Consider the following 15,449-nt stretch of genomic DNA (forward strand, 5'->3'; position numbering starts at 1 on the left):
TATAATTTAAGAAAGCTTCATTCTGCCAAATATCCCAAACCATCCACGGTGTATAAACGGGAGAGGTCTGCCCAAAAACGTAAAAAAGCGGCGTAACTCCCACAAAGGCAAAGAAAGACACAGTGATCATACTCAAATCGTGATGAAAAATCATTTGAAAACCGAGTCTTACTCCGAAGGGACCTACAAAAGTAACTCCGTCGGACAGACTCTTAGAAGCCCGGTGAAAAACGAGCGTAGGGGCCATTTGAATCTGGAAAAGCGTAAGCGTTCGCCTTTGAAAACGGATTCTCTCCGCAGAAAAACGAGAAAATAATCCAAAGAATCCGTTTTCAACAGCGATTGGAGGATCAAATGGACGCCGCAGCGGACTTTTTCACCACACTTTTAGAGATTTCTAGAAAAAGAGGGCTTCCTATGAAACATGGGATTAAGCCCTCTTTTCCATACGATCTTAACAGCAATGGGAAAGATCAAATGGGTGCTGCAGCGAACTTTTTCACCATTTTTCTAGGCCGATCGGTCGGTTGTTTTGCGGGAACCGGCTCTATATACTTTGGATTAGGGCACGGCAGCATTCCAGCCGCCCGCAAATAGCGAATACTGCAGGTGAAGGAGTATGAAATATATTCAAGCGGTCGGAGTGGAAGAGGGAGAGCGGTACTATTTTGAAACCGACGGACAAGGTACGGCTTACCGGCAAATCACCGTCTTTGACGGGAACCGGTATCGGGTATCCGCTGCTCCGGATTTCTTTTTGACCGATCAGGAAGTTGAAATGATGGAGGGAGACTGCGAAATTCCCAAAGAGCAGTTTGAACGTCTGTGGCTTCAGGCGACCGAGCCTTACCGGGCGGACTGGCAGCGGGTCAAACGGCAATATTCGCCGGGGGACTTTGTTTCGGGCGTTATAGCGATGTTTTACCCGCACGGGACAATTATCCGCTTAAGCGGGGAGCAAGCCTATGCCGTTACCGGGGATGCCGGGTTGAGGGAAAGGACGCCTCCGCAATATTTGTACCCGGGTTATCGTATCGAGGGAGTCGTCGCCGGCTATGACGAGGAGCATCTCTGGCTCGTGCTCGAAGGCTGTGTCATTACGGGGGAGAACGTTTAGAAGCGCGGTGACAAACGGGAAGGAGAGATGATAGCGAGTGGAACACTTATCGACCGCAGGGCACGCTGAATCGCGGCCCGTTTAAAAGCCTGGTGAAAAACGAGCGTAGGGGCCATTTGAATCTGGAAAAGCGTAAGCGTTCGCCTTTGAAAACGGATTCTCTCCACAGAAAAATGAAAAAACAATCCGAAGAATCCGTTTTCAACAGCGATTGGAGGATCAAATGGACGCCGCAGCGGACTTTTTCACCACCCTTTTAAAAGCCAGGGGAAAAAGCGGACGAAGCAGCGAGAGCAATCTGTACAAGCGAAGCGTTCGCCTTTGTTCCCGGATTTCAACCGTTTCACGGGCTTAACCATTCAAGAAATCCGGGAACAAGAGCGATCGGAAGATGCTTTTGCATGTACAGTCGGTGAAGATCAAGGAAGGAGAAGTGTGCGATGGATGGTATGCTGGAAACGATAGATCAAATTCCATGGAGGAGGCTGACGACCGCGTACGGGCGAGGCACGGACATTCCCCGTTTGATTAGGAATCGGCAATACAAAGAGCTGGCCGGGTTGATCGAGCATCAGAGCACATTGTGGCAAGCAACGCCGTGGGCGCTTCTTATGCTGCTACGCGAGCTTGCCGGGCGGAAACCGGAAGAGGTTGACGCAGACGAAATCGAGCTGTACTTAAGCGTAACCTCCGCTTTCGCCGGTAGAAATTTGGGAGCGGAGCAGCCGCCCGGAACGATGGGCAGTCTGCTGGACGAAGCCTGCCTATGGCCGGTGGATGAAGAGGAAGACGAGCTGCTGTGGGAGGACGAGGAACCGCGTGGGTATGATCCGGATCATTTTTTCGGATATTATTATTTTAGCTACGCGCTGCTGAAGCGGGCGGAGCCGATGTTTGCCTCGATTAAGGACAATAACGCGCGGCTTGCTCCCGCTGTGCAGGAGCTGCTGCAGCTTCTTGCCGAAGAAGAAGGGTGACTTCATGGAGTGCGTCATATTGATCGGAATGCAAGCTGCAGCCTCCCAGCAGAGAAGAAGGCTTCGACGAAATTTATTCCGTCAAGACCCGTCCCGGGCTTGATTTCATCTGCGGATTGCGAACGCATAGCGGGCATCGCCCTGCGGCCATGTTCCCACCACTTCATAAATATACGTTCCCGGCTCGCGGGGCAGTAAGAGGCGGTTTCCGGAAACGGCCGCCGGCGCGGCAGTCTTGTTCTCCCATGTATACGCGGCGACGCGTTCCGGCTTCGACTCGGCTTCGAACTCGATCAGAAGCTCATCGCCGACAAGCTCGACGGCTGAAGTTTCGCTGTTGACCAGTTTATACGGCGGAGGCGCGTCGGCGATCGTGTTGTTCCAATGGTATGATCCCAAAATGAACGGAATTCTCTGCTCGCCGACCATGCCGTACGCTTGAGGCGGGGCCGACGCAGGAAGACTTTTATCCGCCGGCTTCGCGCAGGCCGCTGCGATACCAAAAATCAGAATGATCGTCATCATCGTCATCCATCGTTTCATATCGGCTTACTGGGCTCCTTCCATCGCTTTATATATCGGACCGGATTCTACGATGCCGATCATCAGCTTGGCAATCTCCGTGAACTTCTTATTGTCGGCGCTATCGCATTCGGACCATTGAAACTGCCGCTCCCCTCCGTTGATCCTTACCTTCAGCTCATATTTCGGCTGCGTGCCGCAAGCGGCAAACGACGGTTCCGTCAAATAACTCGCAAGCACCAGCTTCTTGTAAATCTGTTGGTTTTCCTCCCGGTTCAGCTGAAAATCGCTCACTGCCTGCATTTGCCCGTTATTCAGGTCTTTCACGAGCTTCATGTCAATCGTATCGATTTCATTGGTCAGCTTATCGCCGTATTTCAGATGAAAGGCGAAGTAATCCTGCTTGGACACGTCATAGGAGAGGTGCAGCACATCCCAATCGGGAGCTTCTCCCGAGCAGCCGTGCAGCGAGTATTTCATTTCGGTGTCCGTCTCCGACTTATCCATGGTTTGACAAGTATAAGAGATGATTTTGCCCGATCCGAATTTGTCCTGCGTCGTGTCGTATTCCACATTCATGGCACCGTTCCGGTACTCGATGCGATGGTAGATCGGATCTCCTTCTATCGTATAATGCGAGATGACGACGGACGCGTCTTGCCGCCGCTGCATCTGATCCATAAAAGCATCGAGCCTCTCAAGATGCTTCACGCTTCCGTGAATATTAATGACATCGGCATTATGGACCGGGTCCGTTGCGATCCCAGGGGAAGGCGTGATCAACGCGTTACCGGAGCAGTTTACCGTTAATAAGCCCAGGGAGATAATGGCGGCAACCAGTTTTGAAATGAGCATGGCGAGATGAAGCCTCCTTTATTTTCTATAATCATTCAAACGAGATGCGCTGGCTTTTTGTTCCATGCAAGGACGGCGGGCAGACCCGTAACCGATAAAAATTTTTTCGATCACATGGCCGATGAAGGCTTCCTTCATAAGGGAAGCCCGGTAACCGGGGAGAGGCCTTGTCCGGTAAGGAGCAGGTACAAATGCCGGTTTTACTAAAAGGAAAGTTTACGCTTATAATAGACACATCGACAAATACAGACAAAAAGGAGGGCAGCCCTTTTGAAAACAAGCCTCAGCCGGTCCCGCCTGTTCAAGCAGATCTTTTTGTCGCATGTGCTCATATTCGCGATTCCGTTCATCATTTTGAGCGCTGTCGTTTATTACAATGCGGTGGTCAAGTTCAAAAGCGAAATCGAGTCGTCCAATATGTACAAGCTCAACCAGGTCATGAACTCGTTTGACTTGGTCGCCAAAGGGCTGGACAATACGGCGTCTCGGTTATCGATCGATCCGAAGCTGACGCCGTTCATGGTGAAGAACGGCACATACAAAGAAATCGAAGCGATCGAGGAGCTTGCCAAATATAAGGCGAACAACGCGATCGTCGAGGAGCTGGCGTTATATTTCCACGGCGACTCGCAGCTTTATACGTCGATCGGACTGAACTCGCTCGATACGTTTACGCAGCGTACGTACCAATTCGCGGATATGGACTCGGCGGATCTTGCGAAGCAGATGAACGAGCTGCTGCTGCCGCGAATTCAGCGGGTGGACACCCGCCTATCCGGAAGCGACGGCGAGCAGACGCTGCTCGCCTTCATGTATCCGATCCCGCGCAATAGCCAGTCGCCTTACGGAACGATCGTTTTCCTTGTGCGCGAACGGGTGCTGGCCGATCTGGTCGGGCCGATTTTGGGCGATTTTAATGGAAGTGTTTACATTTCCGACGCGCAAAACAATATCATCGTGTCCAGCAACCGCGAATCGAAGCTGGCCGAGCCGGATGCGAAGCAGTTTCTCGCGCAAAACGGCGAGCAGGGCATTCACGATGTTTCGTTTCAGGGAGAGCCCTATTCGCTTATGAGCATGAAGTCCGAGATCACCGGCTGGTCTTACGTTGCAGCGATGCCGACCAGACAGTTTCTCGGCCGCGTTCTTGAGATGCGGACGTTTATTTTGCTTGTATGTCTCGCAGTCATCGTGGTCGGCATCGTTATCGCCATGCTGCTGTCGTCGCGCCAGTATCGGCCGATCCGCAGCATTGCGGATCAGGTCCGCTCGATGCAGGGCGGTAAAGCCGCAGCGGAAGGGCGCAAAGTGAGCGAGCTCGATCTGATCCGCGATTCGGTCCGGGCGACCGAACATTTGAAGGAGCAGATCGATCAGCAGCGGCCGATTATCCGCGAGCAGTTTTTCGTCAAGCTGCTGGCCGGAGCGTTCCAGAGCCGGCAGGAGCTTGACGCCTTTATTGCCCGGGAAAAGTTTGCGTTCGCGGGAGCGACATGGTTCGTGGCCGTCGCCTCTGTAGGAGGGGGAGAATATATATCCACACAAAGCCGGGAGGAACTGCTCGGAGTGCTGTCCACCGCAGCTTTGCCGCACGCGGAGCGATACGGGGTCGAGATGATCCAGGACAACGCGATCGTCATTCTCTTCGGCACGGAGACGGGCTGCGACTGCACCCGCGATTACCGGGAGAAGGCCGTTCAGGATATAGCGGACCTGTTCGAGCAGTGCAGCGGCATTCGTCCGACGATCGGAGTCGGCAATCCGGTAACGGAGCTGCTCTATGTCAACCGGTCGTATATCGAGGCGTCGGCGGCGATCGAATACAGCGTTCGGGGGCGAAGGGGCGACATTATTTTCTTCGACCAAATTTCGCAGCTTCAGGAAAGCAGCGACTGGTATTCCGTGGAGGAGCAGATCCGGCTTGTGCAGAGCATGAAGCAGGGAAACAAGGAGGCGGCGAAAGAGTCGCTGCAAGCTCTGCTCGGCGATTTGAAGGGCAAGGAAGTGTCGCTGTTCTATTTGCGATGCATGTGCTTCGATCTAATCAATACGTTTTTGCGGACGATGAAGGAGCTGCAGTTGACGATCCAGCCGGAGCACCGGCAAATGCTCACCGAATTTACGTCGCTCGAACAGCTAGGCCAAGGAATGCACGGCTTGATCGGCGATATTTGCGACCATGCGAACGCCAGCAAGGAAAATAAAAACAGCGAGCTCGGACGCGATATTTTGGCATATATCGGCGACAACTTCAAGCTGTACGATCTGAATCTGGAGAAAATATCGGATCATTTTCAAATGTCGTTGTCGTACTTCAGCCGTTTCATGAAGGAGCAGACCGGCTATACGTTTACCGAGTACGTCACCCATCTGAGGATGGAGGAAGTGAAGCGCCTCCTGCGGACTACGGATATGGCGATCAAAGATATTATCGCCAGCGTCGGCTATTCGGACGTGCCTAACTTTATGCGCAAATTCAAAAATTCGGAAGGGATTACGCTCGGACAATACCGCAAGCTTCATACGTAAGCTGCGGCACCCAATCGTCCAAGCGCGATCCGGTACTCAATTGCAGAAGTCGGCCTCCGCAGTTGCAATCTGCCGAGGGAGGTCCGATTCCGACAATTTAACGAATGACCTGTCTCAGGGGCCGTTCCAAACGGGAGCGCGGGCCGGGGCAGGTCTCTTTTTTACGGATTTTTTTTGTCAACAAAAAACAACAATTGCCGCAAGAAATACATATCGGAGCCTCGGATGCCTAGAGCCGTGCGGGATTGTCAAATACGACAAGTCCAAAACACGAACAACAAATTTACGAAAGCGCTAACACGAGATAACATAAACCCCATAAACCGCAAGTTGCTAGGGGGGGACGAAAGTCTATGACATTCAAGACGGGGGTGGCGGCTCCGGAGCTATCGAAACAAGCGGAGCGGCGAAGAGGATGGAAGTCGATACGCAAAAATTGGGAGCTATACTTGTTCGTTTTGCCGACGATGGCGTATTTTATTATTTTCCACTATTTTCCGATGTACGGCGTGCAGATCGCCTTTCGCGACTATACGCCCAGCCTCGGCATATGGGGCAGTCCGTGGGTCGGGCTGGAGCATTTGAAGCGGTTTTTCGATTCCTACTATTTTTGGACGCTGATCAAAAACACGATCGGCATCAGCCTGTACGAGCTGGTCGTCGGATTTCCCGTGCCGATCCTGCTGGCGCTGGCGCTGAACGAACTGCGCGACGGGGCATTTAAAAAATGGGTGCAAACCGTAACCTATGCGCCTCACTTCATCTCGGTCGTCGTTATGGCCGGTATGATCATCGCCTTCGCATCGCCGGGAACAGGGCTCATCAACTTGGCGATCAAGGCGTTCGGCGGAGAGCCCGTGCCGTTCCTGACCGAGCCGGGATGGTTCAAGTCGGTATTCGTCTTATCCGGCGTATGGCAAAGTATGGGCTGGGGAACGATCATTTATTTGGCCGCTTTGGCCGGTGTCGATCCGCAGCAGCATGAGGCGGCGATGATTGACGGCGCTACGCGGCTTCAACGGGTATGGCACGTCAATTTGCCGAGCATCGTACCGACCATGGTCATTTTGCTCATTCTCAACGTAGGCAACTTCATGTCCGTCGGCTTTGAGAAAGTATTTTTGCTGCAAAACCCGCTCAACCTGGAATCGTCCGACGTTATTTCCACTTACGTATACCGAAGCGGTCTCGTGCAAGGACAGTTCAGCTTCTCGGCGGCGATCGGCTTGTTCAACTCGGTCATCAACTTCATTTTGCTGCTCACGGTCAACCGGATTGCCAAAAGGTTGAACGAAACAAGCTTGTGGTAAGGGAAGGTGGTCAACCATGAATAGAGAAGCTTTGTCCGACCGGATATTCGGCGGCGTCAACAAACTGTTTTTGTTCGTCGTTTTCATTATCGTCCTGTATCCGATCGTTTATGTAATCAGCGCCTCCATCAGCGATCCGGTCTATGTCAATCAGGGCGAAATGTGGCTGTTTCCGAAAGGGATCACATTCGAAGGCTACCAGCGGGTGTTTCAAAATCCGGAAATTTGGAGCGGGTACCGCAATACGATTATGTACACGGTGCTCGGCACGTTGATCAACCTGTTGTTTACGCTTCCAGGGGCATACGCCCTGTCGCGCAAAGATTTGAAGGGGCGCGGCGTCATGATGGGACTGATCGTCTTTACGATGTTTTTCGGCGGCGGTCTGATCCCGACGTTTTTGCTCGTCAGCAATCTCGGCATGCTGAATACGGTTTGGGCGCTGATCATCCCGAATGCGGTCGCCGTTTACAATTTGATTATATGCCGCACCTTTTTCCAGATGAATATTCCGCAAGAACTGCAGGAGTCGGCCGAAATTGACGGGTGCTCGAATACGATGCTGTTTGTGAAAATCGTGCTGCCGCTATCCGCGCCCATCATCGCGGTCATGGCGCTGTATTACGGCGTCACCCACTGGAACAGCTACTTCAGCGCGATCATTTACTTGAAGGACAGAAGCCTGTACCCGCTGCAGCTCATCTTGCGCGAAATTCTCGTCCAGAACCAGATGAGCGACACGATGATGATGACCGGGGACGATATGGAAGCGATGGCGAAGCAGGCGAGAATCGCCGACATTATCAAGTATGCGGTCATGATCGTATCGAGCTTGCCGATTATTATCGTGTACCCGTTCATGCAGCGGTTTTTCATGAAAGGCGTGTTAATCGGTTCCGTCAAAGGCTAATGGGAACGGTTCACATAGACAAAGAATGATCTTATGAAATCATTTCGCCAAAAAGGGAAGGGGAAAACGAAGATGAAGAAATGGCTTCAAGTAAGCATGGTTACCGCAGTAAGCGGCGCCGTCCTGCTATCCGGCTGCTCCGGCAAATCGGCCGAGGCTCCGAAAACGGAAGGCAATGAAGCGCCGAAAAATTTCAATGCCGAAAATTATCCGATCGTCAACGACAAGATTACGCTGAACATGATGGGGGCGAAAGCGGCGATTCACGGACCTTGGAACGAAATGGCGCTGTTCAAGGAAATGGAGAAAATGACGAACATCCATTTCGAGTTCAACACGCCTCCGGCCGCGAATTACCAGGAAGCGAAAAACCTTGCTTTTGCCAGCCGCCAGCTGCCAGACGTTTTCTTCAATGCCGGACTGACTCCCGACGACGAAGTGACTTATGGAAGCCAGGGTTACCTGATTCCCCTCGAAGGACTGATCGACAAGTATGCGCCGAACTTCAAGAAGCGGATGGAAGCGAACCCGGATATTAAAAAATCGATTACGGCGATGGACGGGCACATCTATTCGCTGCCGCTGATCATCGACCAGCCGCGCGCCTTCGTGCCGAACCGGTTCTGGATCAACGGCGACTGGATGGAGAGCCTCGGCATCAAGAAGGTGCCTGAAACGACCGACGAGCTGTACGAGCTGCTCAAAGCGTTCAAGACCGGCGACCCGAACAAAAACGGCAAAGCCGACGAAATTCCGATGTCCAACGTCAAGCTGAACAACTTCGACGGCGTGCTGCTTCCGGCATTCGGTCTGCTTGGCCGCGAGGTAGAGGTGAAGGAAGGCAAAGTCCGCTACAATCCGGTTCAGCCGCAATATAAAGAATATTTGGCTTATTTGAACAAGCTGTTCTCGGAAAAGCTGCTCGACAATGAAATGTTCGTGCAAACGTCGCAGCAAATGGCCGCCAAAGGCAATAGCAACCAGCTCGGCGTATTCGCCGGCTCGGCTCCGGACCTCGTGCTGAAAGTGGCAAAACCGGAAGACAACCTGAAGCACCCGATGCTCGGGCCGCTCACAAGCCCGGTCAACAGCGAAAAGCTCGCATTGCGCGCATCGAATATTCGCCGCGGCACATTCGCGATCACGAACCAGAACAAATACCCGGAGGCAACAATTCGCTGGGTCGACTACTTGTATTCGGATGAAGGAAGCCGCCTCGGATTCCTCGGCAACAGCTACAAATGGCTCGACGACGCCAAAACGAAATGGACGTTCGTGGCCCCGGACGGCGTGAATGCGGAAGAATATCGCGGCAAGCTGACTCCGGACGTAGGCGGACAATTGCCGCTTATCAAGGAAAGAGATTTCGATTCGAAGCGCGATAACGGCAAGGCGCCGGACTATAACAAAATGGTGCTCGAGAAGCTCGATCCTTACGCAAAACGCGATTATCCGGACGTATACTTCAGCAACGAAGAGCAGAAGCGTCTGAACGTCGTCAAAACCGACATCAAAACGTACGTCGACCAAATGGAAGCGAAATTTATCGTCGGTCAAGAATCGCTGACAAAATGGGACGACTACGTGAATACGATTAAGAAAATGGGCCTCGACGAAATGCTGAAAATTTATCAGGACGCTTACGACCGCTGGAACCAAAACAAATAATCGTATAAAGGTGTGATCGCTGTGACGAAACCGAATGTCGTTATCATTTATTGCGACGATCTGGGGTATGGAGATTTGGGATGCTACGGGTCCGATGTCATTCGGACCCCCCATCTGGACGCGCTCGCGCAGGACGGGGTGCGATTTACCGACTGGTACTCCAATTCGCCCGTCTGCTCGCCGTCCCGGGCCGCCCTGCTCACCGGACTGTATCCGGCCAAAGCCGGGGTCAGCCATATTCTCGGCGGCAAGCGCGGAACCGGCGGGCTGAAGAAGGAAACGAAGACGCTTGCCGAGCGGCTGAAGGGGGCCGGCTACAGGACCGCCTTGTACGGCAAATGGCATCTCGGGTCCGCGGACGACGCCAAGCCGAACGCGCGCGGGTTCGACGATTACTTCGGCTTCCATGCCGGCTGTATCGATTACTACTCGCACATTTTTTACTGGGGCGTACCGAATGTGAACCCGGTGCACGATTTGTGGAGCAACCGCGAAGAGGTTTGGCGCGACGGCGAGTATATGACTCATATTATCACGGACAAGTCGGTCGATTTCATCGAACGGGGCAGCGAGCAGCCGTTCTTCCTGTACGCGGCCTACAACGCGCCGCACTATCCGATGCACGCTCCGGAAAAATATATGAAGCGCTATAGTCATTTGCCGACCGACCGCAAGCTGATGGCGGCGATGATCTCCGCCGTCGACGACGGCGTGGGCGACATCGTTGCGGCGCTGAAGCGGGCGGGCGTGTACGACAACACGATTATTTTCTTCTCCAGCGACAACGGGCCTTCATCGGAATCGCGCAACTTCCTGGACGGCACGGAGGATGTTTATTACGGCGGCAGCGCCGGCATTTTCCGCGGTCACAAGGCGTCCTTGTTCGAGGGCGGCATTCGCGAGCCGGCGATCCTCGTCTATCCGAAGGCGATACCGTCCGCTCAAGTATGCGGCGAAGCGGGTATGATGGCCGACATCCTGCCGACCGTGCTCGAATTTGCCGGACTTCCGGCGCCGGCGGCCGGCGAAATCGACGGCACCAGCGTTGTAAAGATGGCGACCGAAGGAGCAGCCACGCCGCATGGGCAAATATTTTGGGAGTACGGCAGCCAGCTTGCCGTGCGTGAAGGCAAATGGAAGCTTGTGCTGGGAGGCAAGCTCGATTTCAACCGGACGCAGCCGGACGAGATTCACTTGTCCGATCTGGAGGCCGATCCCGGCGAGCGTGTCAATCTGAAGGACCAGTATCCCGATATCGCTAGCCGCCTGGAGCAGGACGTTCGCCGGTGGTATGCGGAGCTAGGACAACAGGCGTGAGCCTGAGCCGTTTCGCCGGCGAAAATCGCCCGGCGACAAAAAAAGAGGGGGCCTCTCCTCTCTTTTCTGCTTCAAAGCGGACAAGGAAACAGAGGATCAATCAGGATACAAGGGAGGATACACACAAGTGAAAACGGCCCACATTATATCGCATACCCACTGGGACAGAGAATGGTATTTGCCGTTCGAGACGCACCGCCATCTGCTCGTCAAGCTGATGGATACGCTGATGGATACGCTGGAGCGCGATCCGGAGTTCAGAAGCTTCCACCTGGACGGACAGACGATCATATTGGACGACTATCTTGCCATACGGCCCGACCGGAAGGAACGGCTCGCCCGGCACATTGCCGAAGGGCGGATCGTCATCGGACCGTGGTATGTGCTTCAGGACGAATTTTTGACGAGCAGCGAGGCGAACGTCCGCAATTTGCAATACGGACACCGCGATGCGGCCAAGTACGGAGCGATTTGCAAAATCGGTTATTTCCCCGATTCGTTCGGCAATATGGGGCAAGCCCCGCAGCTGCTGCTTCAGGCCGGAATCGATACGGTCGTATTCGGCCGCGGCGTGACGCCGACCGGGTTCAACAATACGGTCGGAGAACCGGGCGAGTACGAGTCGCCATATTCGGAAATGATGTGGCAATCCCCGGACGGGTCCGGCGTGCTCGGCATTTTGTTCGCGAACTGGTATTGCAACGGCATGGAAGTGCCGACCGATCCGGAAGCGGCGAAAGCGTATTGGGATGCGAAGCTCAGCGGCGCAGGCAAGTACGCTTCCACGCCGCATTTGCTGTTCATGAACGGCTGCGACCATCAGCCGGTGCAAACCGATTTGTCCGAAGCGATCCGTACGGCGGAAAAACTGTACCCCGACGTGAGCTTCGTGCACTCGAATTTCGAGGACTACGTGAAGGCGGTCAAGGAATCTTTGCCTGCCGATCTGTCCGTCATTCGCGGGGAGCTGCGGAGCCAGCGGACGGCAGGCTGGTATACGCTCGTCAATACGGCATCGTCGCGCATTTATTTGAAGCAGATGAACCATCGCGTCCAGACGCTGCTTGAGAAGGTCGCGGAGCCGCTGGCGGCGTTCGCTTCCTCGCTCGGCCACCCGTACCCGGGCCATTGGCTGGAATACGGATGGAAGACGCTGATGCAAAATCATCCGCACGACAGCATATGCGGCTGCAGCGTAGACGAAGTACATCGCGAGATGGTCACCCGCTTCGAGAAAAGCGGCCAAGTGGCGGAAAATATCGTGGGAGACAGCTTACAGGCGATCGTCTCGCATGTGGATACGTCCAAGTTCGCCGAGTACGGCGACGGCGGGGCTCACCCGTTCGTCGTGTTCAATACGTCCGGCTGGGTACGGTCGGGCACCGTTTCCGTCGAGCTTACGATCGAGCGGAAATATTTCACCGCCGGAGCGCCGGAGCAGATCGCGCGCGAGCTGAAGGCGAAGCCGCTTCCCGCCGGTTCGCTCGTCGACGACCGGGGCGCGGCCGTTTCTCATACGCTCGAAGATTTGGGCGTGCAGTTCGGTTACGATTTGCCGGAAGACCGGTTTCGCCAGCCTTATATGGGACGCAAAATCCGGCTCACATTCCACGCAAGCGGCGTGCCGTCGCTCGGATACCGATCGTTCGCATGGGTAACGGGCGTCTCCGCCGCCGTCGCATCCGGCAGCGGCTGCCAGCCGGTGGCTGCAAGCGGCCGCGTGCTGGAAAACCGGTATTTGAAAGTGGAGATCGAGAACGACGGCTCGCTGACCGTAACGGAGAAGACGAGCGGCCTCGTGTTTGCCGGACTCGGCATCCTTGAGGATACGGGAGACGTCGGCAACGAATATATTTACAAGCAAACCGCCGACGGCGCGACGGTAACGACGAAAGGGCAAGCGGCGGACATTCGCTTGATCGAGGATGCCGGTTACAGGGCTTCGTTCGAGATCGTGCACAGGATGGATATTCCGGTTTCGGCCGACGAGCGGCTGCAGACGGAAATCGAAGAAATGACGCCTTTCACGATGCGGGAAGCGGGCCGCAGCCAAGAGACGGTGCGGATGGACATTCGCGTGACGGTCCGGCTCGAAGCGGAAGGACGCGGGGTGCTCGTCAGCGCGGCGTTCGATAACAAAGCGAAGGATCATAGGCTGCGGATGCTCGTTCCGACGGACGCGGTTACAGCCGTTCACCGGGCCGACTCGATTTTCGAGGTGGCGCAGCGGGATACCGAGCCTGCGGCGGAATGGAACAATCCGAGCAACTGCCAGCATCAGCATGCTTTTGCCGGCGTATACGACGATGCGCGCGGCATGACCGTGGCGAATCACGGCCTTCAGGAGTATGAGGTGCTCCGCGACGGACGTTCGACGATTGCCGTCACGCTGCTGCGTTCTACGGCCGAGCTGGGCGACTGGGGGGTATTCCCTACGCCGGAGGCGCAATGCTTGAGGGCTTGTACGGCCGAGCTGTGCCTTATCCCTCACGCCGGAGGCGGGGAGGAGCATGCGTACGCCGCCTATGAGGAAGCGTACCGGTACCAGATTCCGTGGCAAACGGTTCAAACCGAAGCTGCCGCCGGAACGCTGCCATCCGTACATTCATTTTTCGAATGGAGCGGCAAGGCGATGGCATTCTCCAGCTTGAAGCTGAGCGAAGAGTCGGGAGACTGGATGGTTCGCTGGTTCAATATGTCCGGAGGCGAGAGTAGTTTGAGGTGCCGGGCGTCCGGGGCCAATGGATTTTACAAGAGCGGCGTGCTTGAGGATCGCCGCGAGGCGATCGAAGAAGGCGGTTCGGAAGCGAGCCTTGCCGTTCGAGGCAGCGAAATCGTCACTTTGGGCGTCAGCATCGCTTGAGTCAACCGTACTAAGCAGAGTCAACCGTACTAAGCAGGAATCCTTGGCCATCAGGCCAAGCCGTTTGCACAAACGCACAAAGGAGACTATGACGATGCAACTCCCACACGCAGTCGAGAAGCTGTTTGAAGCAGCGGATCGCAAGCTGGCGCACCATCCGAAGCTGCTGCACATGTTCAAGCAATGCTATGTGAATACGCTCGAAACGACGACGAAGCGGATGCCGGACGGTACGACGTTCGTATTTACAGGCGATATCCCGGCCATGTGGCTGCGCGACTCGAGCGCGCAGGTCCGCCACTACGTGCCGCTGGCCAAAGACGACGAGACGCTGCAGAGCTTGATCGAAGGGCTGCTGCGCCGCCAGTTTTATTATATCGGCATCGATCCTTATGCCAATGCGTTTAACGAGGAGGCGAACGATCGCCGTTACGAGGAAGATTTGACGGAGCTGAACCCGTGGGTTTGGGAGCGCAAATACGAAATCGATTCGCTCTGTTACCCGATCGAGCTCGCCTATGCGTACTGGAAAGCGACGGGAAGAAAGCAAGCGCTGGACGAGTCGTTCCGCACGGCGGCCCGCTCCATTATCCGGCTGTGGGTCACGGAGCAGCGCCACTTTGAGCAGTCGACTTACCGGTTTACCCGCCTCACCGGTCCGAAATCGGACACGCTGCGCAATGGCGGTATGGGCATGCCGGTCCAGTATACGGGCATGACGTGGTCCGGCTTTCGTCCGAGCGACGATGCGTGCACGTTCGGCTATTTGATTCCGTCCAACATGTTCGCGGCCGTCGCGCTCGGCCATGTGGCGGAAATTGCCGAAGCCGTGTTTCAGGACAACTATTTGAAACGGGACGCGCTTACGCTGAAGGAAGAGATCGAATACGGCATCGAAACGTACGGAACCGTGCTGCATCCGGTCTTCGGCAAAATATACGCGTACGAGACGGACGGCTGCGGCAACCATAATCTGATGGACGACGCCAATGTGCCGAGTCTATTGTCGATCCCTTATCTCGGATACAAGGATAAGGACGACGAGATCGTGCGGAATACGCGGCGGTTTATTTTGAGCGAGCATAATCCGTACTACTACGAGGGCGGCAAGGCGAAAGGAATCGGCAGCCCGCATACGCCCCGCCGCTATATATGGCATATCGCCTTGTCGATGCAGGCGCTGACGTCTGACGATCCGGACGAGATGTGGTCGCTCATCGAAACATGTCTGGCAACCGACGCGGATACCGGTTATATGCACGAAGGCTTCGACGTGGACGATCCCGCCAGGTTTACGCGGTCGTGGTTCGCCTGGGCGAACAGCCTGTTCGCCGAATGCGTATACCATTGGATGAAGCGGGAGCGCCAGTGAGCCTTGCTG

At 54.9% G+C, this 15,449-nt stretch carries 12 protein-coding genes; 10 read left to right on the top strand and 2 right to left on the bottom strand.

Annotated elements, in window-relative coordinates:
• Positions 1-354: 354 nt before the first annotated feature.
• The 3 genes from N0M98_RS18600 (at position 355) to N0M98_RS18610 (ending at position 2,094) form a co-directional block, all read left to right on the top strand.
• Positions 355-597, top strand: coding sequence for a hypothetical protein (locus tag N0M98_RS18600; protein WP_259618796.1), 243 nt, complete (start codon positions 355-357; stop codon positions 595-597).
• Positions 598-619: 22 nt separating this feature from the next.
• The gene (locus N0M98_RS18605; protein ID WP_249865043.1) at positions 620-1,117 is read left to right on the top strand and encodes a hypothetical protein; all 498 of its coding nucleotides are present in this window, start codon (positions 620-622) and stop codon (positions 1,115-1,117) included.
• Positions 1,118-1,557: 440 nt separating this feature from the next.
• A complete protein-coding gene (locus N0M98_RS18610) occupies positions 1,558-2,094 on the top strand; it encodes a hypothetical protein (RefSeq protein ID WP_249865042.1) in 537 nt (178 codons plus the stop codon).
• A 105-nt stretch (positions 2,095-2,199) separates the two neighbouring features.
• Here the strand turns inward: N0M98_RS18610 and N0M98_RS18615 are convergent, their stop codons facing one another.
• Positions 2,200-2,637 carry a hypothetical protein gene (locus N0M98_RS18615; protein WP_249865041.1) on the bottom strand — a complete coding sequence of 146 codons (438 nt, stop codon included), beginning with the start codon at positions 2,635-2,637 and terminating at the stop codon, positions 2,200-2,202.
• A 6-nt stretch (positions 2,638-2,643) separates the two neighbouring features.
• A complete protein-coding gene (locus N0M98_RS18620; protein WP_259618797.1) occupies positions 2,644-3,471 on the bottom strand; it encodes a DUF4362 domain-containing protein in 828 nt (275 codons plus the stop codon).
• A gap of 270 nt (positions 3,472-3,741) precedes the next feature.
• On the opposite strand from N0M98_RS18620, the gene N0M98_RS18625 reads away from it, so the two are divergent.
• From N0M98_RS18625 to N0M98_RS18655, 7 genes are all read left to right on the top strand, one after another.
• A complete protein-coding gene (locus tag N0M98_RS18625) occupies positions 3,742-6,000 on the top strand; it encodes a helix-turn-helix domain-containing protein (RefSeq protein ID WP_259618798.1) in 2,259 nt (752 codons plus the stop codon).
• A 353-nt stretch (positions 6,001-6,353) separates the two neighbouring features.
• Positions 6,354-7,310 (top strand): ABC transporter permease, encoded by a 957-nt coding sequence (locus N0M98_RS18630; protein ID WP_259618799.1) that lies wholly within the window; start codon positions 6,354-6,356, stop codon positions 7,308-7,310.
• A gap of 16 nt (positions 7,311-7,326) precedes the next feature.
• A complete protein-coding gene (locus N0M98_RS18635; RefSeq protein ID WP_259618800.1) occupies positions 7,327-8,220 on the top strand; it encodes a carbohydrate ABC transporter permease in 894 nt (297 codons plus the stop codon).
• A 72-nt stretch (positions 8,221-8,292) separates the two neighbouring features.
• Positions 8,293-9,888, top strand: a complete 1,596-nt coding sequence (locus N0M98_RS18640) for an extracellular solute-binding protein (RefSeq protein ID WP_259618801.1) — start codon at positions 8,293-8,295, stop codon at positions 9,886-9,888.
• 21 nt (positions 9,889-9,909) lie between these two features.
• The gene (locus N0M98_RS18645; RefSeq protein WP_249865034.1) at positions 9,910-11,205 is read left to right on the top strand and encodes a sulfatase-like hydrolase/transferase; all 1,296 of its coding nucleotides are present in this window, start codon (positions 9,910-9,912) and stop codon (positions 11,203-11,205) included.
• A 127-nt stretch (positions 11,206-11,332) separates the two neighbouring features.
• Positions 11,333-14,068 (top strand): alpha-mannosidase, encoded by a 2,736-nt coding sequence (locus tag N0M98_RS18650; protein ID WP_259618802.1) that lies wholly within the window; start codon positions 11,333-11,335, stop codon positions 14,066-14,068.
• Between the two features lie 94 nt (positions 14,069-14,162).
• Entirely contained in the window at positions 14,163-15,440 is a 1,278-nt protein-coding gene (locus tag N0M98_RS18655) for a glycoside hydrolase family 125 protein (RefSeq protein WP_259618803.1), read from the top strand.
• Positions 15,441-15,449 lie beyond the last annotated feature (9 nt).

Source organism: Paenibacillus doosanensis (genome assembly GCF_025060755.1).
In the GTDB taxonomy this organism is placed as follows: Bacteria; Bacillota; Bacilli; order Paenibacillales; family NBRC-103111; genus Paenibacillus_S; species Paenibacillus_S doosanensis.